The sequence below is a fragment of the Citrobacter freundii ATCC 8090 = MTCC 1658 = NBRC 12681 genome, assembly GCF_011064845.1.
GTDB classification, from domain to species: Bacteria; Pseudomonadota; Gammaproteobacteria; order Enterobacterales; family Enterobacteriaceae; genus Citrobacter; species Citrobacter freundii.
In genome coordinates this window covers 4915343-4937763 of record NZ_CP049015.1, presented here as the reverse complement: position 1 = coordinate 4937763, position 22421 = coordinate 4915343, and the positions used below count along the sequence as shown (strand labels likewise).

Below are 22421 nucleotides of genomic sequence, written 5' to 3'. Positions count from 1 at the left end.
TAAGGCGTTAAAGTTTTTTGGCTTTTTCCACGGCTTCGTCGATAGAACCCACCATGTAGAACGCCTGCTCTGGCAGGTGGTCGTATTCGCCTTCCATGATGCCTTTAAAGCCACGGATGGTGTCTTTCAGGGAAACGTATTTGCCCGGAGAACCGGTGAATACTTCCGCAACGAAGAACGGCTGGGACAGGAAGCGCTGAATCTTACGTGCACGTGCTACCACCAGTTTATCTTCTTCAGACAGTTCATCCATACCCAGGATGGCGATGATGTCTTTCAGTTCCTGATAACGCTGCAGCAGGGACTGTACGCCACGCGCGGTGTCGTAGTGTTCCTGACCAACAACCAGCGGATCCAGCTGACGGCTGGTGGAGTCCAGCGGGTCAACTGCCGGGTAGATACCCAGAGATGCGATCTGACGGCTCAGTACCACGGTTGCATCCAAGTGAGCAAAGGTGGTTGCTGGGGATGGGTCAGTCAAGTCATCCGCTGGTACGTATACCGCCTGAACGGAGGTGATAGAACCGGTTTTGGTGGAGGTGATACGTTCCTGCAGAACACCCATCTCTTCCGCCAGGGTCGGCTGGTAGCCTACCGCTGATGGCATACGACCCAGCAGTGCAGATACTTCTGTACCGGCCAGGGTGTAACGATAGATGTTATCAACGAACAGCAGAACGTCACGACCTTCGTCACGGAACTTCTCAGCCATGGTCAGACCGGTCAGCGCAACACGCAGACGGTTTCCAGGCGGCTCGTTCATCTGGCCATATACCAGGGATACTTTGTCCAGAACGTTGGAGTCGGTCATTTCGTGGTAGAAGTCGTTACCCTCACGAGTACGTTCACCTACGCCCGCAAACACGGAGTAACCGGAGTGTTCGATCGCGATGTTACGGATCAGCTCCATCATGTTTACGGTTTTACCTACACCCGCACCACCGAACAGACCAACTTTACCGCCCTTAGCGAACGGACACATCAGGTCGATAACTTTGATACCGGTTTCCAGCAGTTCCTGAGAGCTTGACAGCTCTTCGTAGGAAGGTGCTGCACGGTGGATAGCCCAACGCTCTTCTTCACCGATATCGCCTTTCATGTCGATCGGGTGACCCAGAACGTTCATGATACGACCCAGCGTTGCTTTACCTACCGGGACTTCGATCGGGTGCTCGAGGTCTTTAACTTCCAGACCACGACGCAGACCGTCAGAAGAACCCATGGCGATGGTACGTACGATACCGCCGCCGAGCTGCTGCTGAACTTCCAGCACCAGGCTCTCTTTACCATTCATAACCTCAAGAGCATCGTACACGCGCGGTACGGCATCCTGAGGGAATTCGACGTCAACCACGGCGCCGATTACCTGGACAATTTTTCCAGTAGCCATCTTGAATCCTCTACGAATTAACCTGGTTATACCGCGGATGCACCACCGACGATTTCGGTGAGTTCCTGAGTAATGCTGGCCTGACGAGCTTTGTTGTATACCAACTGCAGCTCTTTAATCAGGCTGCCGCCATTGTCGGTCGCGGCTTTCATCGCCACCATACGTGCGGCCTGCTCGCTGGCCAGGTTTTCTACCACGCCCTGATAAACCTGAGACTCGACATAACGACGCAGCAGGGTATCCAGCAGCGCTTTCGGGTCTGGCTCATACAGGTAATCCCAGGATTTACGCTTCAATTCATCATCATCTGATGCCGGCAGAGGCAGCAGTTGGGTGATGGTTGGCGTCTGAGACATGGTGTTAATAAATTTGTTGCTGACAACGTACAGTCTGTCCAGGCGACCTTCATCGTAGGCCTGCAGCATCACTTTAACCGGACCGATCAGTTCGGACAGGGAAGGGTTATCCCCCATACCGGTTACCTGAGCAATCACATTACCGCCAACGGAGTTAAAGAAAGACACGCCCTTAGAGCCGATCATTGCGATATCGCACTGAACGCCTTTATCGGACCATGTTTTCATATCCGCCAGCAGCTTTTTGAACAGGTTAATGTTCAAGCCACCGCACAGACCACGGTCGGTCGACACCACCAGGTAGCCCACGCGTTTAACGTCGCGTTCTTCCAGGTAAGGGTGCTTATATTCCAGATTACCATTCGCAAGGTGACCAATCACTTTGCGCATGGTCTCTGCATAAGGACGGCTGGCCGCCATGCGATCCTGCGATTTACGCATTTTGGAAGCGGCGACCATCTCCATCGCTTTAGTGATCTTCTGCGTGTTCTGGACGCTTGCGATCTTACTACGTATCTCTTTTGCGCCGGCCATGAGCTTCTCCTCAATGCCTTGCGGTCCACCCTAAAGCAGACCGCCAGACGTTACCAGGACTGGGTTGCCTTGAAGGAATCGAGGATAGCTTTCAGCTTGCCTTCGATTTCATCGTTATAGCCACCGGACTGGTTGATCTCTTGCATCAGCGGAGCGTGGTCACGGTCAACGTAAGCCAGCAGAGCGGCTTCGAAGCTACCGATTTTCGCCAGTTCCACATCTTCGAGGTAACCGCGTTCAGCCGCGAACAGCACCACACCCTGCTGTGCAACAGACATTGGCGCATACTGTTTCTGCTTCAGCAGTTCAGTTACTTTCTGACCGTGGCTCAGCTGCTTACGAGTAGCTTCATCCAGGTCGGAAGCGAACTGAGAAAACGCTGCCAGTTCACGATACTGCGCCAGCGCGGTACGAATACCACCGGACAGTTTCTTGATGATCTTGGTCTGCGCTGCACCACCAACACGAGATACGGAGATACCCGGGTTAACTGCCGGACGAATACCGGAGTTAAACAGGTTGGTTTCCAGGAAGATCTGACCATCGGTAATAGAAATTACGTTGGTCGGAACGAACGCAGAAACGTCACCCGCCTGGGTTTCGATAATCGGCAGAGCGGTCAGGGAGCCGGTTTTACCTTTAACTTCACCATTGGTGAACTTCTCAACGTATTCCGCGTTTACGCGGGATGCGCGTTCCAGCAGACGGGAGTGGAGGTAAAATACGTCGCCCGGGAATGCTTCACGTCCTGGTGGACGACGCAGCAGCAGGGAAACCTGACGGTAAGCAACAGCCTGTTTAGACAGGTCATCGTAAACGATCAGTGCATCTTCACCGCGGTCACGGAAGTATTCGCCCATTGCGCAACCGGCATATGGTGCCAGGTATTGCAGTGCAGCAGATTCAGACGCGGTCGCCACAACAACGATGGTGTTGGACAGTGCGCCGTGTTCTTCCAGTTTACGAACCACGTTAGAAATGGTGGACGCTTTCTGGCCGATAGCCACGTACACACATTTGATGCCGGAATCACGCTGGTTGATGATGGCATCGATTGCCATCGCGGTTTTACCTGTCTGACGGTCACCGATGATCAGCTCACGCTGGCCACGACCGATTGGGATCATGGCATCAACAGATTTATAACCGGTCTGTACTGGCTGGTCGACGGACTGACGTTCGATTACGCCTGGTGCGATAACTTCGATTGGCGAGAAGCCATCGTTATCAACCGGACCTTTACCGTCAATCGGGGAACCCAGAGTGTTCACCACACGACCCAGCAGGCCACGGCCAACCGGAACTTCCAGAATACGACCCGTACACTTAACCTTCATGCCTTCGGCGAGGTCAGCGTATGGACCCATCACAACTGCACCTACGGAGTCGCGCTCCAGGTTCAGTGCGATAGCGTAACGGTTACCCGGCAGGGAAATCATCTCACCCTGCATACAATCGGCCAGGCCGTGAATGCGGATAACACCGTCACTTACAGAAACAATAGTACCTTCGTTGTGAGCTTCGCTCACAACATTGAACTGAGCAATGCGCTGCTTGATCAGTTCGCTGATTTCGGTGGAATTCAGTTGCATGCTCCAGTCCCCTTAAGACTGCAAGACGTCTGCAAGGCGTTCAAGACGGCCGCGTACGCTGCCATCAATGACCATATCACCCGCTCGGATGATTACGCCCGCCATTACAGACTTATCGATTTTGCAATTCAGCTTAACTTTGCGTGACAGACGTTTTTCCATCGCTGCGCTAATCTTCTTAAGCTGTTCATCACTCAGTGCATTGGCAGAAGTAACTTCTACCTCAGAGATAGCCTCACTGGCTGCACGCAGGTGAATAAACTGCTCAAGAACATCCGGGAGCGCATTCAGACGGTTATTTTCAGCCATTACCCGAATCAGGTTTTGGCCGCTTTCGTCCAGTTGCTCACCGCATACGGCGATAAACGACTCAGCGAGCGTTTCCGGCGCCAGCGCGCCAGAGAGAAGCTCTGCCATTTGTTCGTTTTTTGTCACCTCAGCGGCAAACATCAGCATATCCTGCCAACGGTCAACGCTTTGGTGCTCAACGGCAAAGTCAAAAGCTGCTTTGGCGTAGGGGCGAGCTACCGTAACAAATTCAGACATCAGCCCCTCCCTCCTTACAGTTCAGCGACAAGTTTGTCCACGATGTCGCTATTAGCAGCTTCATCCACGGAACGTTCGATGATCTTCTCGGCGCCAGCAACAGCCAGGATAGCAACTTGCTTACGCAGCTCTTCGCGAGCACGTTTACGCTCGGCTTCAATTTCCGCCTGCGCCTGTGCCACGATTTTAGTACGTTCCTGCTCTGCTTCAGTTTTAGCTTCGTCCAGGATCTGAGCACGGCGTTTGTTCGCCTGCTCGATGATTACCTGAGCTTCCGCCTTCGCTTTTTTCAGCTGGTCGGTCGCGCTGGCCTTTGCAAGGTCAAGATCCTTATGTGCTCGTTCTGCAGAAGCAAGGCCGTCAGCAATTTCTTTTTGACGTTTTTCGATGGCAGCCATTAAAGGCGGCCATACGTACTTCATGCAGAACAGAACGAACAGGACAAACGCGATGGCCTGGCCGAGGATTGTTGCGTTAAGATTCACAGCACAATGCCTCTATCTAGTTAACGTTCTGATATTGCTCTTAATTCAAGCAACGCTTACTACGCGACAGCAAACATCACGTACAGACCCAGACCTACAGCGATCATTGGGATTGCATCCACCAGACCCATAACGATAAAGAACTGAGTACGCAGCAGAGGAATCAGATCCGGTTGACGCGCTGCGCCTTCCAGGAATTTACCCCCGAGGATGCCGATACCGATCGCAGCACCGATTGCCGCCAGACCCATCATCACAGCGGCAGCAATGTACAGCAGATCCATATTCAGGTTTTCCATGACAGTCTCCAGTTTGTTTCAGTTAAAACGTAGTAGTGTTGGTAAATTAATGCTCTTCAGATGCCATCGACAGATAGACAATCGTCAGAACCATAAATATGAAGGCTTGCAGCGTGATAATCAGTATGTGGAAAATGGCCCACGGCACATTCAGGATCCACTGTGACCACCACGGCAACAGACCAGCAATCAGAATGAAAATCAGCTCACCAGCGTACATGTTACCGAACAGTCGCAGACCAAGTGAGATTGGTTTGGACAGCAGGCTTACCCCTTCAAGGATTAAGTTGACAGGGATGAACGCCCAGTGATTGAACGGCTGCAGCGTCAACTCTTTCGCGAAGCCACCGATGCCTTTCATTTTGATGCTGTAGAACAGAATGAGGATAAATACGCCCAGCGCCATCGACAGGGTGATGTTCACGTCAGCAGACGGAACCACACGCAGAGCCGGTAGGCCAAAGATATGCTCACCGATGTACGGCAGCAGGTCGATAGGCAGCAAATCCATCAAGTTCATCAGGAATACCCAGACGAAAATCGTCAGGGCCAGCGGAGCAATCAGCTTGCTTTTGCCATGGTACATGTCTTTCACGCTACCATGCACAAAGCCGATTACCAGCTCAATCGCAGTCTGAAATTTACCTGGTACGCCGCTGGTCGCCTTTTTGGCTACGCTACGGAACATAAGCAGGAACAACAGACCCAGAACCACCGAGAAGAAAATGGAGTCAATATTGAGCGTCCAGAAGGTGGCTGGGGGGTTGTGCGGATCCACCAGCGAGAATGTACGTAGGTCCAACTGAAGGTTATTCAGATGGTGTCCTATGTAATCCTGCGGCGTCATATTTTCTGAAGCCATGATGCCTTTACCCTTTGTTGTTAATTACAGCCGGCGCCAGTATCTGAACCACCAGCACCAAAACCCACGTAACGATCAGCGGCATGAATACCGCTTTCAAAACAGCCAACGCCACCACCAACAACACCAGCATAGCTAATACCTTGAAGGCTTCGCCGAAAGCGAACGTCCAGGCTACTCGGCCTTTAGCTGGTGTATGTGCCTGGTGACGCCAGGCAAATATCATAAACAACACATTAGGCAGTAACACTGCCAATCCACCGCACAATGCGGAGATGCCCCAGAAAGGGTCTTTGAGGCTAAATAGCAGTCCACTTGCTATTACCGCCAGAAACTGTGTGAGCAAAAGCTTACGAGCAACGTTTCGACTCAAGAGCGACATAGACATCACGTTTTTACTCCTGCTCCCTTCGAGGTATGCCGCGTGTCGTATAAAACGTTCTTTATGGCTTAGAGTCAAGCATCAAAAAGCGGTCAAATTATACGGTGCGCCTTCTCGATTTCAAACAATAAGTAGCTAAAAAGTGAATAAATGTTTAAATATTTTTCGCTACGCCACATTTATCACTTTTATGCAAACTGTGAACGATCATGCAAAACTGCAAAAGCCGCGTAAACACTGGCTGCAAAGCGTGCACCAGATCACATATTAAGCATATTCGCCCCGGCACTATTTATTTACTTGGCAAATGATGCCATTTCAACTTTTTGATATTTAAGCCTAAAATTCGTTACTGTTTTAAAAATAGCGAATAACAACAAAAAAACCACCCATTGACATTTATAATAAAAAATTAACACGAGCGGTGATTCTTTGATTCTATTTTTAGCAGGCTGATATTTTCACAGCTGACTTGTTTCACTTTTAACAAAAAACGGTACGTTATAGTTATGATGCAAAACCGTAAGGCATTAGTGAAATGTAACGACATTTAACCACACTATTCCTTATGACTTTTAACACCCGAAGAACCGTTTTTTTTCTATTTTTTTTGATAAAAATTAAATTTTGTTTGGCTTAATAACCACCAGATGACGTTCACCATCCAGTTGCGGAACGCGTAATTTTTCGACCGACTCGACGCTGAATTCTGCAGGCAACGAGGCAATTTCATCTTCAGGCAACTGCCCTTTTAGCGCATAAAAACGCCCTTCCTGACCAGGCAAATGATGGCACCAGCTCACCATATCATTGAGTGACGCGAAAGCACGGCTAATCACCCCATCAAACGGCGGCTCCGAAGGGAATTCTTCAACGCGACTTTGCACTGGAGTGATGTTAGTAAGCGCAAGCTCATGCTGCACCTGGCGCAAGAAACGAACGCGTTTTCCCAGGCTATCCAGCAGTGTGAAATGCGCTTCAGGACGTACGATGGAGAGAGGGATTCCCGGTAGGCCCGGACCAGTGCCGACATCGATAAAACGCTCGCCCTTCAGGTACGGCGCGACGACAATGCTGTCCAAAATATGGCGCACCAGCATTTCGTTGGGATCACGCACCGACGTCAGGTTGTACGCTTTGTTCCATTTATGCAGCATATCGACATACGCAATCAGCTGATTTTTCTGGTGATCGGTAAGAGAAATACCGGCATCAGCCAGCAGACGAGAGAGTTTGTTGAGCACGGTCGTTACCTGTAAATAATCTATTGCCCGACGCGCTGTCGCTTATCGGGCCGACAAATTTGTAGGGCGGGCAAACGAAGAGCTCCCGCCAAAAAGTGATATCAAGCGCTGCGACGCAGCATACCTTGTTTTTTCAGCCATACCAGCAGAATGGAGATGGCGGCAGGTGTTACGCCGGAAATACGCGATGCCTGACCGATCGATACCGGTTTGTGATCGTTCAGTTTGGCAATGACCTCATTCGACAAGCCGGAGACCTGACGATAATCCAGCGTTGCAGGCAACAGGGTGTTCTCATTACGCTGTTGTCTCTCGATCTCTTCCTGCTGACGGGCGATATATCCTTCGTATTTCACCTGAATTTCAACCTGTTCTGCGGCCTGAGCATCATCAAGCGCAGGTGCAAACGCAGATAAAGAGGTCAACTGAGCATAGGTCATATCCGGGCGACGCAGCAGATCTTCACCGCTCGCTTCACGTGACAGAGGTGTCGCCAGGTGAGCATTCACTTCTGCAGCGGACTCCGCTAACGGATTCACCCAGGTTGATTTGAGACGCTGGCGTTCTTGTTCAATACGCTCCAGCTTCTCGTTGAAGCGAGCCCAACGCTCATCGTCCACCAGTCCCAGCTCACGGCCAATTTCGGTCAGACGCAGGTCGGCGTTATCTTCGCGCAGCATCAAACGGTATTCCGCGCGTGAGGTGAACATGCGGTACGGTTCTTTGGTGCCCAGCGTACACAGATCGTCCACCAGCACACCAAGATAAGCCTGATCGCGGCGCGGCGCCCAGCCGTCTTTGTCAGCAGACAAGCGTGCGGCGTTCAGACCAGCCAGCATCCCTTGCGCGGCAGCTTCTTCATAACCGGTCGTACCGTTGATCTGACCAGCAAAGAACAGACCCTGGATGAATTTGCTTTCCAGAGTAGGTTTCAGGTCGCGCGGATCGAAGAAATCATACTCAATCGCGTAGCCAGGACGGACGATTCTGGCATTTTCCATCCCCTGCATGGAACGGACAATTTGCATCTGCACATCGAACGGCAGGCTGGTGGAGATGCCATTCGGGTAAATTTCGTTAGACGTCAGTCCTTCCGGTTCGAGGAAGATCTGATGTTGGTTACGATCGGCAAAGCGCATCACTTTGTCTTCGATCGACGGGCAATAGCGTGGGCCGATACCTTCGATCACGCCTGCGTACATCGGGCTACGATCGAGGTTATTACGGATCACATCATGGGTTTTTTCATTGGTATGCGTGATGTAACACGGCATCTGGCGCGGATGTTGAGAAGCATCGCCCAGGAATGAGAAGACCGGCATCGGGTTATCGCTGTTTTGCTGGCCGAGCACGCTGAAATCAATCGTGCGCGCATCGATTCGCGGCGGTGTACCGGTTTTCAGGCGACTGACGCGCAGCGGCAGTTCACGCAGACGACGTGACAGCGGAATAGACGGCGGATCGCCAGCGCGGCCACCGCTGTAGTTGTCCAGACCAATATGAATTTTGCCGTCGAGGAAAGTCCCCACGGTTAACACGACCGCTTTGGCACGGAACTTCAGTCCCATTTGGGTTACCGCGCCTACGACACGATCGTTTTCAACAATCAGATCTTCAACCGCCTGTTGGAAGATCATCAGGTTGGGTTGATTCTCCAGTGCTGTACGTACCGCCTGGCGATAGAGCACACGATCGGCCTGAGCGCGAGTAGCACGAACGGCAGGCCCTTTGCTGGCGTTTAGTATCCTAAACTGGATACCCGCATGGTCGATCGCTTTTGCCATCAACCCACCAAGCGCATCCACTTCTTTTACCAGGTGTCCCTTCCCAATACCGCCAATCGCCGGGTTGCAGCTCATCTGCCCCAACGTGTCGATATTGTGTGTCAAAAGCAGAGTCTGTTGACCCATTCGCGCTGCGGCCATCGCGGCCTCAGTGCCTGCATGACCCCCGCCAATGATGATGACGTCAAAAGGATCCTGATAAAACATGGTGGTTTGCCTCGCGTAAAGCGGTTTGAAAATGGATTGAAGCCCGGGCCGTGGATTCTACTCAACTTTAGTCGATGGAGAAAGACCTGGGATCCTGGGTATTAAAAAGAAGATCTTTTTATTTAGAGATCTGTTTTATTGTGATCTCTTATTAGGATCGCACCTTTCTGTGGATAAGGGCGATCCTTTAAGTAAGATCAACAGGTTGCTGAGGATCATTAGCTGTGAATGATCGGTGATCCTGGTCCGTATAAGCTGGGATCAGAATGAAGGGTTATACACAACTCAAAAACTGAACAACGGTTGTTCTTGGGATAACTACCGGTTGATCCAAGCTTTTAACCAGAGTTATCCACATAAAAAAGTACGATCTTTACAAATCTCTGAGCAACGGATGCCACGATCCCAGCCAAATTTCAGCCGGATCTTCCGGAATTTCATGTTCCAGTACGTTGATCCTGAGTGTTTCGCCGATCTGTTTTGCCCCACAGGCCTTCAATTCGGCTTCCAGCTTGTCGATTGCGCCGCAAAAGGTGTCATATTCACGACTGCCGATCCCGATTGCACCAAAGTGCACTTGTGACAGGTTCGGTTTCTGCTCGCGTAAGGCATCATATAAAGGCTGCAGGTTGTCAGGAATGTCTCCTGCTCCGTGTGTGGAGCTGATAATCAGCCAGATCCCGTCAGTCGGAACCTCTTCAAGCATTGGCCCATGCAGTATTTCGCTGGAAAAACCGGCGTCGTCCAGCTTTTCAGCCAGATGCTCTGCTACATATTCCGCACTGCCAAGCGTACTACCGCTGATAAGAGTGATGTCTGCCATGATCGCCCACCTTTATAAAGAGGGCGTATTGTACGCTGTGTGCGAGCTGGGATCTACCTGTGGAAAAATAGGGGATTAAAAAAACCGATCATGGCTTGATGGTACGCATAATCGGGTTCTGCAAGACGATCAGGGTTTCAGTGGACTGAATTTCGTCAATTGTTTGGATCTTGTTGATAAGTACCTGCTGCAACGCGTCGATCGATTTGCACATTACCTTAATAAAGATGCTGTAGTGCCCGGTGGTGTAATACGCTTCGGTCACTTCATCGAGGCTTTCCAGTCTTGCAAGTGCTGACGGATAGTCTTTCGCACTTTTCAGAATGATGCCGATAAAGCAGCCGACGTCGTAACCCAATTGTTTGGGACTAACATCAATCCGCGCGCCAGTAATAATCCCGGCCTGCTTCATCTTTTCTACGCGAACGTGAATTGTTCCTGGGCTGACGCCGAACTGTTTGGCTAATTCTGCGTAGGCAGTACGGGCATTTTCCATCAGGGCATCAAGAATGCCGCGGTCCAGATTGTCGATCTGATAATTTTCCATAGGTTTTTCTTATGTAGATTAATGATTCCCTCTATTTTAGACGTTAATTTTAACGAATCAAAATCGAAGTCGGCTTTTTGTTTGTTGATTATTGAATATTACCTCCATTCTGTTGCTTAATCATAGGCAACAGGACACAGGAGTACACATAATGAAAACCGCTTACATTGCCAAACAACGTCAAATTAGCTTCGTAAAATCTCATTTTTCTCGCCAGCTGGAAGAGCGTTTAGGTCTGATCGAAGTTCAGGCTCCGATCCTCAGCCGCGTTGGAGATGGCACGCAGGATAACTTGTCGGGCTGTGAAAAAGCGGTGCAGGTGAAGGTTAAAGCATTGCCAGACGCTCAATTCGAAGTGGTTCATTCACTGGCGAAGTGGAAGCGTCAAACGTTAGGACAACACGACTTTAGCGCAGGCGAGGGGCTGTACACGCATATGAAAGCCCTGCGTCCCGATGAAGATCGCCTCTCCCCGCTGCACTCAGTGTACGTTGACCAGTGGGACTGGGAGCGCGTGATGGGCGACGGTGAGCGTCAATTCTCCACTCTGAAAAGCACGGTAGAGGCTATCTGGGCGGGAATTAAGGCCACCGAAGCTGCGGTTAGCAAAGAGTTTGGTCTGGCACCGTTCCTGCCAGAGCAGATCCACTTTGTTCATAGCCAGGAGCTGTTATCTCGTTATCCGGATCTTGACGCAAAAGGTCGTGAACGTGCGATTGCTAAAGAGCTGGGCGCGGTATTCCTGGTGGGGATCGGCGGTAAACTCAGTGACGGTCACCGTCATGATGTACGCGCGCCGGATTATGATGACTGGAGTTCAGCGTCTGAGCTGGGTCATGCCGGTCTGAACGGTGATATTCTGGTCTGGAACCCGGTTCTGGAAGATGCGTTTGAGCTGTCTTCTATGGGGATCCGTGTGGATGCTGACGCTCTGAAACACCAGCTGTCTTTGACCGGTGATGAAGATCGCCTGAGTCTGGAATGGCACCAGGCGCTGCTGCGTGGTGAAATGCCGCAGACGATTGGTGGGGGGATTGGGCAGTCGCGTCTGACCATGCTGTTGCTGCAATTACCGCACATTGGCCAGGTTCAGTGTGGCGTATGGCCGGCCCAGGTACGTGAAAGCGTCGCTTCTCTGCTGTAACAATTAACGCCGCCAGCGTCTGAGCAGGCGGCTTCGCATCCCGGTATCAAAGCGCCAGATATGATCGAAAATGCGCATGATGCCGGGTTTGCCATGTGCTGACATCGCTACCGCATGAAAACGGTGCTGGTGCACCCGCTGTAATTCCCCCACTTTGCTGACGACTTCATCGGGTAATCGCTGAGCGATAAAATCTGAGATAACCACCGCATCGGCATCAAACCATTCCCGACCCTGCATGCGTTCAATAATGGCGCGAAAACAGCTGGCAATATCAGTACCGCCACGAAAGCGCTGACTTAAAAAGCGGATCGCCTGTTCGATGCCCTCCGGACCGGAAAGCTCATAGCGCACCACTTCTGTTGAAAACAGCATAATGAAACAGCGCCGGTTATCGGCAAGGGCGACGCGCATTAGCGCCAGGCAAAAGGCTTTCGCACACTGCTCATTAAACCCGCCCATCGATCCTGATGTATCAACGCAGACGATAAAAGGTCCGCGCGGTTGCTCGTCAAAATCCTGATGCACCACCGGACGTTCTGTTACCTTCTCACGCCATGCTTCGCCGTGCAGGCGGTAGGTCAGCAGTTGCTTTTCCACCAGCCGTCGGTAGAACTCGTATTCCAGTTCGGTTATGCCCAACGTGGCCAGTTCTGGCGGTAGCAGGCGCAGGATATCGTCACTTTGCTGGATGCCATCCACCTGCTCCGGGACGGTTGCCGGTTCGCGCACCAGGGTACGGAAGGTTTCCATTGGCGCATCTTTACGCGGCACGGATTTCGCCTCTCTGGAACGACCTAACTGCTCGGCCAGCCGCTGGAGTTCGGGTTGTTGCGTCAGAAATTCGCCGTATTTCACCATCAACTGATAATCACCGCGCTTGATTTGGCCCGCGCTCATATCCCACAACCGGCCTGCAGCGTTATCATTTTCCGCCAGAACGGGTTCCAGTTGTCCGCTAAGGGTCATCCGTTCCTGTACTTCACTGAGCAAATGCTCGCGCTCTTCTTCCAGCAGTTGCTGATTCAGCGTTGTGGTTTGCACCACCAGGCTCAGGCGCCAGCGCTGGAGAAAAAGCGTATGCAGGGCGGGCGTAAAGGTGCTGTTGTCATTGACCAGTTGCTGCGCTTGCCCAGCCCAGGGCGAATGGAGTCGGTGCAATAGCGATAATATTTGCGGTAGTTGAACGATAAACTGCGCATGAGAGAGGAGCTGGCTTTGTTGATAACAAATGACTTCTTCTGCCAACTCCGGCGGCACATGGGTATCTTTGAGGCGGCTACGCAAAGATTCGCGCCAGCGGGGAATATCGTCAGTGATCGCTTTTTTAAGGCGAGGAAATTTTTTAAAAAATACCACCATCTTTGGGGAAGCCAACAGGGCGACGATCATCTCTTCGATCATCGCCTCTTCGCTGACTGCCAGCATTATGTTGAGTGTATCAAGGGTCAGCATTGTTGCGCCTGGCGGATTTGCACCCCGACATCCTGCAGGCTGGCCTCAATGCGGCCTAACCAGTCGCTATGAATAAACAGGCATTTTTGCTGTTCGCTGAATGCGCTGTGCTGCTGATGCCACTCGTTATCGAGCGCTTCAAGCTCCTGCTTTATCTCTGCGGGCATACTCTCTTGCGAAGCCCCCGGCAGCGCCAGGCGAGAACCCTGTAAACTGACATCGCGCACAACCAGATGCTGTGCACTATCGACTTCCATATTCAGTGTTTGGGCAAAGCCGATCCCGTTTAATTTTCCGCGGATTTCACCGCCTTTTGTTAGCCACAGTTCCAGCGCACTGCGTTCAAAAGCAATATGGATAACTTCCATATCATGCAGCTTTAATGGCTTTTGTAGCAGTAATGTCACGACTGAGGACGTAGCTTCTGGTGGTAAATCATAATGAGGACGACGACTGAACATGCCACCCTGACGGATTACCGTGAACGCCGTTTTGTCGCTTTGTTGCTGCTGGAGTTGAATGCGGCGCTGCACAATACTGCCCAGGCGCGTCAGCATGGCTTGCTGCTGCCAGGCGTGTCCGGTCATCAATATTTCAAGCTGCTGTTGCATCAGATTCAGGCTTTGCGCGTCGTACCACAGACAATCTTTCAGCAGGATCAGGTCGATAGGTACTACCGCATCACGTCCGCTAAAGAAAGCGCTGGCCTGGAGTAAGCGGATCGCTTTTTTCCAGCGACGATCGGACACGTAGGGGGCATTCGGTAGCGTGTCCAACTGCTGGCGTAGGGTGAAAATAAGCTCAAACACGCGATCGGGAAGCTTGATGGCGCCAATGTCTTTTTGCCACTGGTGATACTCTTCATCCGTCACCTGCAATGATGCCGGGACCGGGTTGTCGCTTTCATCCTGCTGACTTAGCAGCATGGAGCGGAAATTGGCCTTGTCCTGAACTTTATCCAGCCACAGACGAATCAGCATACGGTCGTACAGCGCTTCCAGGCTGCTGTCGGCTTCAGGCAGTTCGTTGGATGCGGCCACCAGCAGACGCATCGGAATTTTTTCTTCATACGCGCCGTTGCGAAAGTGACGTTCGTTAATGGCGGTCAGCAGGGTGTTAAGAATTGCCGGGCCTGCTTTCCAGATTTCATCGAGAAAAACGATTTCAGCTTCAGGAAGATAGCCCACCGTTAAGCGTTCATAGCGACCTTCGTCTTTAAGGGCCTGAATGGACAGCGGGCCGAAAACTTCTTCCGGCGTAGAGAAGCGCGTCATCAGGTATTCAAAAGCGCGTGCATTTTGGAAGGCAAACTTCAGTCGGCGGGCAATTAAGCTCTTTGCGATCCCCGGGGGCCCTAATAAGAAAACGCTCTCGCCGCTGAGTGCTGCCAGCAGACACAGACGAATGGCGTGGCTACGTTCAAAAAGTCCCTTTTCCAGCGCATTGCTCAGACGGGAAATTCTTTCCGCTAATAAATGTGGGTGAGCCATAATGAAGTGGCGTCCTTTCGCCAAATGTACTGCATAAACTGCGAGTATAGATGCTTCACACCATTGCAGTAATAGACTGAAGGTGCGCTTATTTTTCTTTGAGCCAGATTAATCTGGTCTCATTTAGGGGTACGATTTTGTGATTAATCGTGCATACTGTGCGCCTTTTTGTGGGCCAAGGGACGACGCACACATTTCTTATATATACACCAAATCAATCAAGCTGCACCAAGGCGGCAATGGAGTTTTCTCCTGGGATGGGGGGAATAACGAATGCAGCCTACACGGAGTGGCTTGAAAGATGATGTGTATAAACGAAAGACGAGTCTATGAGCACTGATAATAAACAATCATTGTCTGCGATTACCCTTGCAGCCATTGGGGTTGTCTACGGTGATATTGGTACCAGCCCACTTTATACGCTTCGTGAATGTTTGTCCGGCCAGTTTGGTTTTGGCGTTGAACGTGATGCCGTATTTGGTTTTCTCTCGCTGATTTTCTGGCTGCTGATCTTTGTTGTCTCCATTAAATACCTGACGTTTGTCATGCGCGCAGATAACGCCGGAGAAGGCGGGATCCTGACGCTGATGTCATTGGCCGGGCGCAATACCTCGGCGCGAACAACCTCCATGCTGGTCATTATGGGATTGATAGGCGGCAGCTTCTTCTATGGTGAAGTGGTGATTACGCCAGCCATTTCGGTGATGTCTGCGATTGAAGGTCTGGAGATTATTGCCCCGCAACTGGATACCTGGATTGTTCCGCTCTCGATAATCGTACTGACCCTGCTGTTTTTGATTCAAAAACACGGTACCGGCATGGTCGGTAAGCTGTTTGCGCCGATTATGCTGCTGTGGTTCCTGACGCTGGCGGTTTTAGGCGTACGCAGTATTATTGGCAATCCGGAAGTACTGCAGGCGCTAAATCCGTATTGGGCGGTGCATTTCTTCCTCGAATTCAAAACGTTGTCTTTTATTGCACTGGGTGCGGTGGTGTTGTCGATTACCGGTGTTGAAGCGCTGTATGCGGATATGGGCCACTTCGGTAAGTTGCCGATTCGCCTGGCATGGTTCTCTGTGGTGTTGCCTTCACTGGTACTGAACTATTTTGGTCAGGGGGCGCTACTGTTAAAGCATCCTGAAGCGATCAAAAACCCGTTCTTCCTGTTGGCACCAGACTGGGCGTTGATCCCGCTACTGATCCTCGCTGCGCTGGCGACGGTAATCGCTTCGCAGGCGGTTATCTCCGGTGTGTTCTCGCTGACGCGTCAGGCCGTGCGTTTGGGATATTTATCGCCAATGCGCATTATCCATACCTCGGAAATGGAGTCGGGCCAGATCTACATTCCTTTCGTTAACTGGATGCTCTATTTTGCGGTGGTTATTGTGATTGTGAGTTTTGAACACTCCAGTAATCTGGCCGCGGCGTACGGGATTGCGGTAACGGGGACGATGGTGCTGACCTCTATTTTGTCGACCACCGTGGCGCGCAAAAACTGGCACTGGAATAAATACTTCGTCTTCCTGATCCTGGTGGCATTCTTGTGCGTCGATGTTCCGCTGTTCTCCGCGAACCTCGATAAACTGATTTCCGGCGGTTGGCTGCCTCTGACGCTGGGTCTGGTGATGTTCACCATCATGACCACCTGGAAAAGTGAACGCTTCCGTCTGCTGCGTCGTATGCATGAGCACGGTAACTCTCTGGAGGCGATGATTGCTTCTCTGGAGAAATCGCCACCGGTACGCGTGCCGGGAACGGCTGTATATATGTCCCGCGCACTGAACGTCATCCCGTTTGCGCTTCTGCATAACCTCAAACATAACAAGGTGCTGCATGAGCGCGTTATTCTGCTGACGCTGCGCACGGAAGATGCGCCCTATGTTCACAACGTGCGTAGGGTGCAGATTGAGCAGTTATCGCCCACCTTCTGGCGCGTGGTTGCCAGCTACGGTTGGCGCGAAACGCCGAACGTGGAGGAGGTGTTCCATCGCTGCGGTCTGGAAGGCTTAAGCTGCCGGATGATGGAAACCTCCTTCTTCATGTCGCACGAGTCGCTGATTGTCGGCAAACGACCATGGTACTTGCGTCTGCGCGGTAAGCTGTATCTGCTGTTACAGCGCAATGCGCTGCGTGCGCCGGACCAGTTTGAAATCCCACCGAACCGGGTTATTGAGCTCGGTACTCAGGTCGAGATTTAATCTCATTGACGCCCTCTTTCATCGTGAAAGGGGGCGTTTTGTTTTGCCCCTCCCAGTTTTCATTTCATCTAATGATAATCCTTGCGAAACGTTTCGATGGCGATCACATTTTCGTAACGTCGCGGTGGTTTTCTGTCCACTCTTCGCACTACACTTATCTCCAGCGAAACGTTTCGCTAGTGGGGAAAGAAAATGAAGAAAGGCACGGTACTCAACTCTGAAATTTCATCGGTGATCTCCCGTCTGGGGCATACCGATACGCTGGTGGTGTGTGATGCAGGTTTACCCATCCCGAACAGCACAACGCGTATCGATATGGCATTAACCCAGGGCGTACCTTCTTTTATGCAGGTACTGGATGTGGTCACACGTGAAATGCAGGTCGAGGCAGCCATTCTCGCGTCGGAAATTAAACAACATAATCCGCAACTCCACGAAACGTTGCTCAGCCACATTGAGCAACTGCAACAACACCAGGGAAACACCATAGAAATTCGTTACACCACGCATGAACAATTCAAAAAACAAACCGCAGACAGTCAGGCGGTAATTCGCAGCGGAGAGTGTTCTCCGTATGCGAATATCATTCTCTGTGCTGGCGTCACGTTCTGAGGCCATCATGAACGCATTACTGCAACTCAAAGGGATCGATAAAGCGTTCCCGGGCGTAAAAGCGCTATCCGGCGCCGCGCTGAATGTCTACCCAGGCCGCGTAATGGCGCTGGTGGGCGAAAACGGCGCGGGTAAATCCACCATGATGAAGGTGCTGACCGGAATCTACACCCGTGATGCCGGTTCCTTATTGTGGCTGGGGAAAGAGACCACCTTTAACGGTCCGAAATCCTCCCAGGAAGCCGGAATCGGTATCATCCACCAGGAGCTGAACCTGATCCCGCAACTCACTATCGCTGAAAACATTTTTCTCGGTCGTGAGTTTGTGAATCGCTTTGGCAAAATTGACTGGAAGAAGATGTACGCCGAAGCCGATCTGCTGCTCGCCAAACTCAATCTGCGCTTTAAAAGCGACAGGCTGGTCGGTGAGCTGTCGATTGGCGATCAGCAGATGGTCGAAATTGCCAAAGTGCTGAGCTTTGAATCGAAGGTCATCATTATGGATGAACCGACGGATGCCCTCACCGACACCGAAACAGAATCCCTGTTCCGCGTCATCCGCGAACTGAAATCCCAGGGTCGCGGCATTGTCTATATTTCTCACCGCATGAAAGAGATCTTCGAGATTTGCGACGACGTAACCGTCTTCCGCGACGGGCAGTTTATTGCCGAGCGTGAAGTCGCATCGCTTACCGAAGACTCGCTGATTGAAATGATGGTGGGACGTAAGTTGGAAGATCAGTACCCGCGCCTGGAAAAAGTGCCGGGTGATATTCGCCTGAAGGTCGATAATCTGTGCGGTCCTGGCGTAAATGATGTGTCATTCACGCTGCGTAAAGGTGAGATCCTTGGCGTATCGGGGCTGATGGGGGCTGGGCGTACCGAGCTGATGAAAGTGTTGTACGGCGCATTGCCGCGTACCAGCGGCTACGTCACGCTTGATGGCCATGAAGTGGTTACCCGTTCGCCGCAGGATGGACTGGCTAACGGCATCGTCTATATTTCTGAAGACCGTAAACGCGATGGTTTAGTGCTCGGCATGTCGGTGAAAGAGAATATGTCACTGACCGCGCTGCGCTATTTCAGCCGTGCAGGCGGAAGCCTTAAACATAAAGATGAGCAGCAGGCGGTGGGTGATTTTATTCGCCTGTTCAATGTTAAAACGCCATCGATGGAACAGGCTATCGGCCTTCTTTCCGGCGGTAACCAGCAGAAAGTGGCGATTGCGCGCGGTCTGATGACCCGGCCAAAAGTGCTGATCCTTGATGAACCAACGCGCGGCGTTGACGTTGGGGCGAAAAAAGAAATCTATCAGCTTATCAACCAGTTTAAGGCTGATGGGCTGAGTATCATTCTGGTCTCTTCTGAGATGCCAGAAGTATTGGGCATGAGCGATCGAATTATCGTTATGCATGAAGGGCATCTCGGCGGTGAATTCACTCGCGAGCAGGCCACTCAGGAAGTATTAATGGCTGCCGCTGTGGGCAAGCTTAATCGCGTGAATCAGGAGTAAAAAAGATGACTACCCAGGCTGTTTCTGGTCGCCGTTATTTCACTAAAGCATGGCTTCTGGAGCAAAAGTCGCTCATCGCTCTGTTAGTGCTGATCGCGATTGTTTCCACCATGAGCCCTAACTTTTTTACCGTTAATAACCTGTTCAACATTCTTCAGCAAACGTCGGTGAACGCCATCATGGCGGTTGGCATGACGCTGGTTATCCTGACGTCGGGTATCGATCTGTCCGTCGGTTCCTTGCTGGCGCTTACCGGTGCGGTTGCGGCTTCGATTGTAGGGATTGAAGTCAATGCGCTGGTGGCTGTTGCTGCGGCCCTGGCGCTCGGCGCTGCCATTGGCGCGGTAACCGGGGTGATTGTCGCGAAAGGTCGCGTGCAGGCGTTTATCGCGACTCTGGTTATGATGCTGCTGCTGCGCGGTGTGACCATGGTCTACACCAACGGCAGTCCGGTAAACACCGGGTTTACTGACAATGCCGATCTGTTTGGCTGGTTCGGGATTGGTCGTCCGTTAGGCGTCCCTACGCCGGTGTGGATCATGGGGATTGTCTTCCTCGCGGCGTGGTACATGCTGCACCACACGCGTCTGGGGCGTTATATCTATGCGCTGGGCGGTAACGAAGCGGCAACGCGTCTGTCCGGTATCAGCGTAAGTAAAATCAAAATTATCGTTTACTCACTGTGCGGTCTGCTGGCATCGCTGGCGGGCATCATTGAAGTTGCGCGCCTCTCCTCTGCGCAACCGACGGCAGGTACTGGCTATGAGTTAGATGCTATCGCAGCGGTAGTATTAGGCGGTACTAGCCTGGCGGGTGGTAAAGGACGAATTGTTGGGACGCTGATCGGCGCATTGATTCTTGGTTTCCTCAATAATGGGTTGAATTTGTTAGGTGTATCCTCCTATTACCAGATGATCGTCAAAGCGGTGGTGATTTTGCTGGCGGTACTGGTAGACAACAAAAAGCAGTAACAACGATTACAGGACATCTTAAATATGAACATGAAAAAACTGGCTACCCTGGTTTCTGCTGTTGCGCTAAGCGCCACCGTGAGCGCGAATGCGATGGCTAAAGATACCATTGCGCTGGTGGTCTCCACCCTCAATAACCCGTTCTTTGTTTCTCTGAAGGATGGGGCGCAAAAAGAGGCGGATAAGCTGGGTTACAACCTGGTGATTCTGGACTCGCAGAACAACCCGGCGAAAGAGCTGGCTAACGTTCAGGACTTAACGGTTCGTGGAACTAAAATTCTGCTGATCAACCCAACCGACTCTGATGCCGTTGGTAATGCTGTGAAGATGGCTAACCAGGCAAAAATTCCGGTTATTACCCTTGACCGTGTTGCCTCCAAAGGCGAAGTGGTAAGCCACATTGCGTCTGATAACGTGTTAGGCGGCAAAATTGCGGGTGATTACATCGCGAAGAAAGCAGGTGAAGGCGCAAAAGTTATCGAACTGCAGGGGATTGCCGGAACTTCAGCGGCGCGTGAGCGTGGCGAAGGTTTCCAGCAGGCCGTTGCGGCACACAAATTTAACGTACTGGCCAGCCAGCCGGCAGACTTCGACCGCACTAAAGGTTTGAACGTCATGCAGAACCTGTTGACCGCGCATCCTGATGTGCAGGCCGTATTTGCTCAGAACGATGAAATGGCGCTGGGTGCGCTGCGCGCACTGCAAACCGCGGGTAAATCTGATGTGATGGTGGTTGGATTTGACGGCACTCCAGATGGCGAAAAAGCAGTAAATGATGGCAAACTGGCTGCGACCATTGCTCAGTTGCCGGATCAGATCGGCGCGAAAGGCGTTGAGACTGCGGATAAAGTCCTGAAAGGCGAGAAGGTTCAGGCTAAATATCCGGTTGACCTGAAGCTGGTCATCAAGCAGTAATACCGATTCAGGTCGCTCGCGGCCTGATGGAGACATAAATACGCCATCCCCGTATCTGGTTTTGGGGATGAAAGCGTAAAAAGAAAAGCAGGGCACGCGCCACCCTAACCCGGTGGCGCACTTTGACTTGGAACACCAAATATGAAAACCGCAGGCAACCTCGTTGTTCTTGGCAGTATCAATGCCGATCACATCCTTAACCTTAACTCTTTCCCGACACCTGGTGAAACCGTAACCGGTAGTCATTATCAGGTCGCATTTGGCGGTAAAGGCGCGAATCAGGCTGTTGCTGCGGGTCGTAGTGGCGCGAATATCGCATTCATTGCCTGTACGGGCGATGATGATATTGGCGAAAGTGTGCGTAAACAGTTAGCCAAAGACAACATTGATATTGCGCCGATTAGCGTAATTTCGGGGGAATCGACCGGTGTTGCGTTGATTTTTGTGAATGGTGAAGGTGAGAACGTTATCGGCATTCATGCTGGAGCTAACGCAGCGCTTTCGCCAGCGCTGGTGGAAGCACAGCATGAGCGTATTGCGCAGGCGTCCGCTTTACTGATGCAGCTAGAGTCGCCGATCGAAAGTGTTCTGGCTGCGGCAAAGATTGCACATCAAAATAAGACCATGGTCGCCCTAAACCCGGCTCCGGCACGTGAACTTTCTGACGAGCTGTTGGCGCTGGTAGATATTATTACCCCGAATGAAACCGAGGCTGAAAAGCTGACGGGGATCCGGGTTGAAAATGATGAAGACGCGGCCAAAGCGGCGCAGGCATTGCATGCTAAAGGAATCCATACTGTACTGATTACCTTAGGGAGTCGCGGTGTGTGGGCCAGCGTGAATGGCGAAGGTCAGCGAGTACCCGGTTTTAAAGTGGAAGCCGTTGATACTATTGCCGCCGGAGACACCTTTAATGGCGCGTTAATTACAGCGTTACTGGAAGAGACTCCACTGCCTGAAGCGATCCGTTTTGCGCATGCCGCTGCGGCGATTGCGGTTACCCGTAAAGGCGCACAGCCTTCCGTTCCGTGGCGCGAAGAAATAGAAGCGTTTTTAAGTCAACAGAGGTAAC

Annotated in this window: 21 protein-coding genes; 7 read left to right on the top strand and 14 right to left on the bottom strand. The window is 51.6% G+C overall.

The genetic code is table 11. The annotated features are described in order from the left end of the window. Positions 1-7: 7 nt before the first annotated feature. The 12 genes from atpD to asnC form a co-directional block, all read right to left on the bottom strand. The gene (gene atpD / locus G4551_RS23640; RefSeq protein ID WP_003023806.1) at positions 8-1390 is read right to left on the bottom strand and encodes a F0F1 ATP synthase subunit beta; all 1383 of its coding nucleotides are present in this window, start codon (positions 1388-1390) and stop codon (positions 8-10) included. A gap of 26 nt (positions 1391-1416) precedes the next feature. Next, entirely contained in the window at positions 1417-2280 is an 864-nt protein-coding gene (gene atpG, locus G4551_RS23635; RefSeq protein WP_003023804.1) for a F0F1 ATP synthase subunit gamma, read from the bottom strand. A 50-nt stretch (positions 2281-2330) separates the two neighbouring features. Then, on the bottom strand, positions 2331-3872 hold the full coding sequence (atpA, locus tag G4551_RS23630; RefSeq protein ID WP_003023802.1) for a F0F1 ATP synthase subunit alpha: 1542 nt from the start codon (positions 3870-3872) through the stop codon (positions 2331-2333). A gap of 12 nt (positions 3873-3884) precedes the next feature. Continuing rightward, positions 3885-4418 carry a F0F1 ATP synthase subunit delta gene (gene atpH, locus G4551_RS23625; RefSeq protein ID WP_003023799.1) on the bottom strand — a complete coding sequence of 178 codons (534 nt, stop codon included), beginning with the start codon at positions 4416-4418 and terminating at the stop codon, positions 3885-3887. 14 nt (positions 4419-4432) lie between these two features. Beyond that, the gene (gene atpF / locus G4551_RS23620) at positions 4433-4903 is read right to left on the bottom strand and encodes a F0F1 ATP synthase subunit B (protein WP_003023796.1); all 471 of its coding nucleotides are present in this window, start codon (positions 4901-4903) and stop codon (positions 4433-4435) included. A 59-nt stretch (positions 4904-4962) separates the two neighbouring features. Further along, entirely contained in the window at positions 4963-5202 is a 240-nt protein-coding gene (gene atpE, locus G4551_RS23615; protein WP_003023794.1) for a F0F1 ATP synthase subunit C, read from the bottom strand. Between the two features lie 46 nt (positions 5203-5248). Then, on the bottom strand, positions 5249-6064 hold the full coding sequence (gene atpB, locus G4551_RS23610; RefSeq protein ID WP_003023792.1) for a F0F1 ATP synthase subunit A: 816 nt from the start codon (positions 6062-6064) through the stop codon (positions 5249-5251). A gap of 7 nt (positions 6065-6071) precedes the next feature. Beyond that, positions 6072-6452 (bottom strand): F0F1 ATP synthase subunit I, encoded by a 381-nt coding sequence (gene atpI, locus G4551_RS23605; RefSeq protein WP_003023790.1) that lies wholly within the window; start codon positions 6450-6452, stop codon positions 6072-6074. Positions 6453-7066: 614 nt separating this feature from the next. Beyond that, complete coding sequence (gene rsmG, locus G4551_RS23600; protein WP_003023788.1) at positions 7067-7690, bottom strand: 16S rRNA (guanine(527)-N(7))-methyltransferase RsmG; 624 nt, start codon at positions 7688-7690, stop codon at positions 7067-7069. 101 nt (positions 7691-7791) lie between these two features. Next, a complete protein-coding gene (mnmG, locus tag G4551_RS23595; RefSeq protein ID WP_003023784.1) occupies positions 7792-9681 on the bottom strand; it encodes a tRNA uridine-5-carboxymethylaminomethyl(34) synthesis enzyme MnmG in 1890 nt (629 codons plus the stop codon). A 373-nt stretch (positions 9682-10054) separates the two neighbouring features. Beyond that, positions 10055-10504, bottom strand: coding sequence for an FMN-binding protein MioC (gene mioC, locus G4551_RS23590; protein ID WP_003023782.1), 450 nt, complete (start codon positions 10502-10504; stop codon positions 10055-10057). 88 nt (positions 10505-10592) lie between these two features. Further along, complete coding sequence (asnC, locus tag G4551_RS23585) at positions 10593-11051, bottom strand: transcriptional regulator AsnC (RefSeq protein WP_003023780.1); 459 nt, start codon at positions 11049-11051, stop codon at positions 10593-10595. Between the two features lie 151 nt (positions 11052-11202). Here asnC and asnA point away from each other — a divergent pair, with 151 nt between their 5' ends. Then, positions 11203-12195 carry an aspartate--ammonia ligase gene (gene asnA / locus G4551_RS23580; RefSeq protein ID WP_003827009.1) on the top strand — a complete coding sequence of 331 codons (993 nt, stop codon included), beginning with the start codon at positions 11203-11205 and terminating at the stop codon, positions 12193-12195. Positions 12196-12198: 3 nt separating this feature from the next. On the opposite strand, the gene viaA is transcribed toward asnA, so the two are convergent. After that, positions 12199-13650, bottom strand: a complete 1452-nt coding sequence (gene viaA / locus G4551_RS23575) for an ATPase RavA stimulator ViaA (protein WP_003023773.1) — start codon at positions 13648-13650, stop codon at positions 12199-12201. After that, positions 13644-15140, bottom strand: coding sequence for an ATPase RavA (gene ravA, locus G4551_RS23570; RefSeq protein WP_003840570.1), 1497 nt, complete (start codon positions 15138-15140; stop codon positions 13644-13646). Before ravA ends, viaA begins: the two co-directional genes overlap by 7 nt. Positions 15141-15469: 329 nt before the next feature. Between ravA and kup the strand changes: the two genes are divergently transcribed. The 6 genes from kup (at position 15470) to rbsK (ending at position 22420) form a co-directional block, all read left to right on the top strand. After that, positions 15470-17338: a low affinity potassium transporter Kup gene (gene kup, locus G4551_RS23565; RefSeq protein WP_003023768.1), complete on the top strand. Its 1869-nt coding sequence runs from the start codon at positions 15470-15472 to the stop codon at positions 17336-17338. Positions 17339-17530: 192 nt separating this feature from the next. Continuing rightward, positions 17531-17950, top strand: a complete 420-nt coding sequence (rbsD, locus tag G4551_RS23560; protein ID WP_003023766.1) for a D-ribose pyranase — start codon at positions 17531-17533, stop codon at positions 17948-17950. A gap of 7 nt (positions 17951-17957) precedes the next feature. Beyond that, the gene (rbsA, locus tag G4551_RS23555) at positions 17958-19463 is read left to right on the top strand and encodes a ribose ABC transporter ATP-binding protein RbsA (RefSeq protein WP_003840566.1); all 1506 of its coding nucleotides are present in this window, start codon (positions 17958-17960) and stop codon (positions 19461-19463) included. 5 nt (positions 19464-19468) lie between these two features. Beyond that, positions 19469-20434 carry a ribose ABC transporter permease gene (gene rbsC / locus G4551_RS23550; protein ID WP_003023762.1) on the top strand — a complete coding sequence of 322 codons (966 nt, stop codon included), beginning with the start codon at positions 19469-19471 and terminating at the stop codon, positions 20432-20434. 24 nt (positions 20435-20458) lie between these two features. Beyond that, the gene (rbsB, locus tag G4551_RS23545; protein WP_003023760.1) at positions 20459-21349 is read left to right on the top strand and encodes a ribose ABC transporter substrate-binding protein RbsB; all 891 of its coding nucleotides are present in this window, start codon (positions 20459-20461) and stop codon (positions 21347-21349) included. Between the two features lie 141 nt (positions 21350-21490). Further along, positions 21491-22420, top strand: a complete 930-nt coding sequence (gene rbsK, locus G4551_RS23540) for a ribokinase (protein ID WP_003023758.1) — start codon at positions 21491-21493, stop codon at positions 22418-22420. The last annotated feature ends 1 nt before the right edge of the window (position 22421 follow it).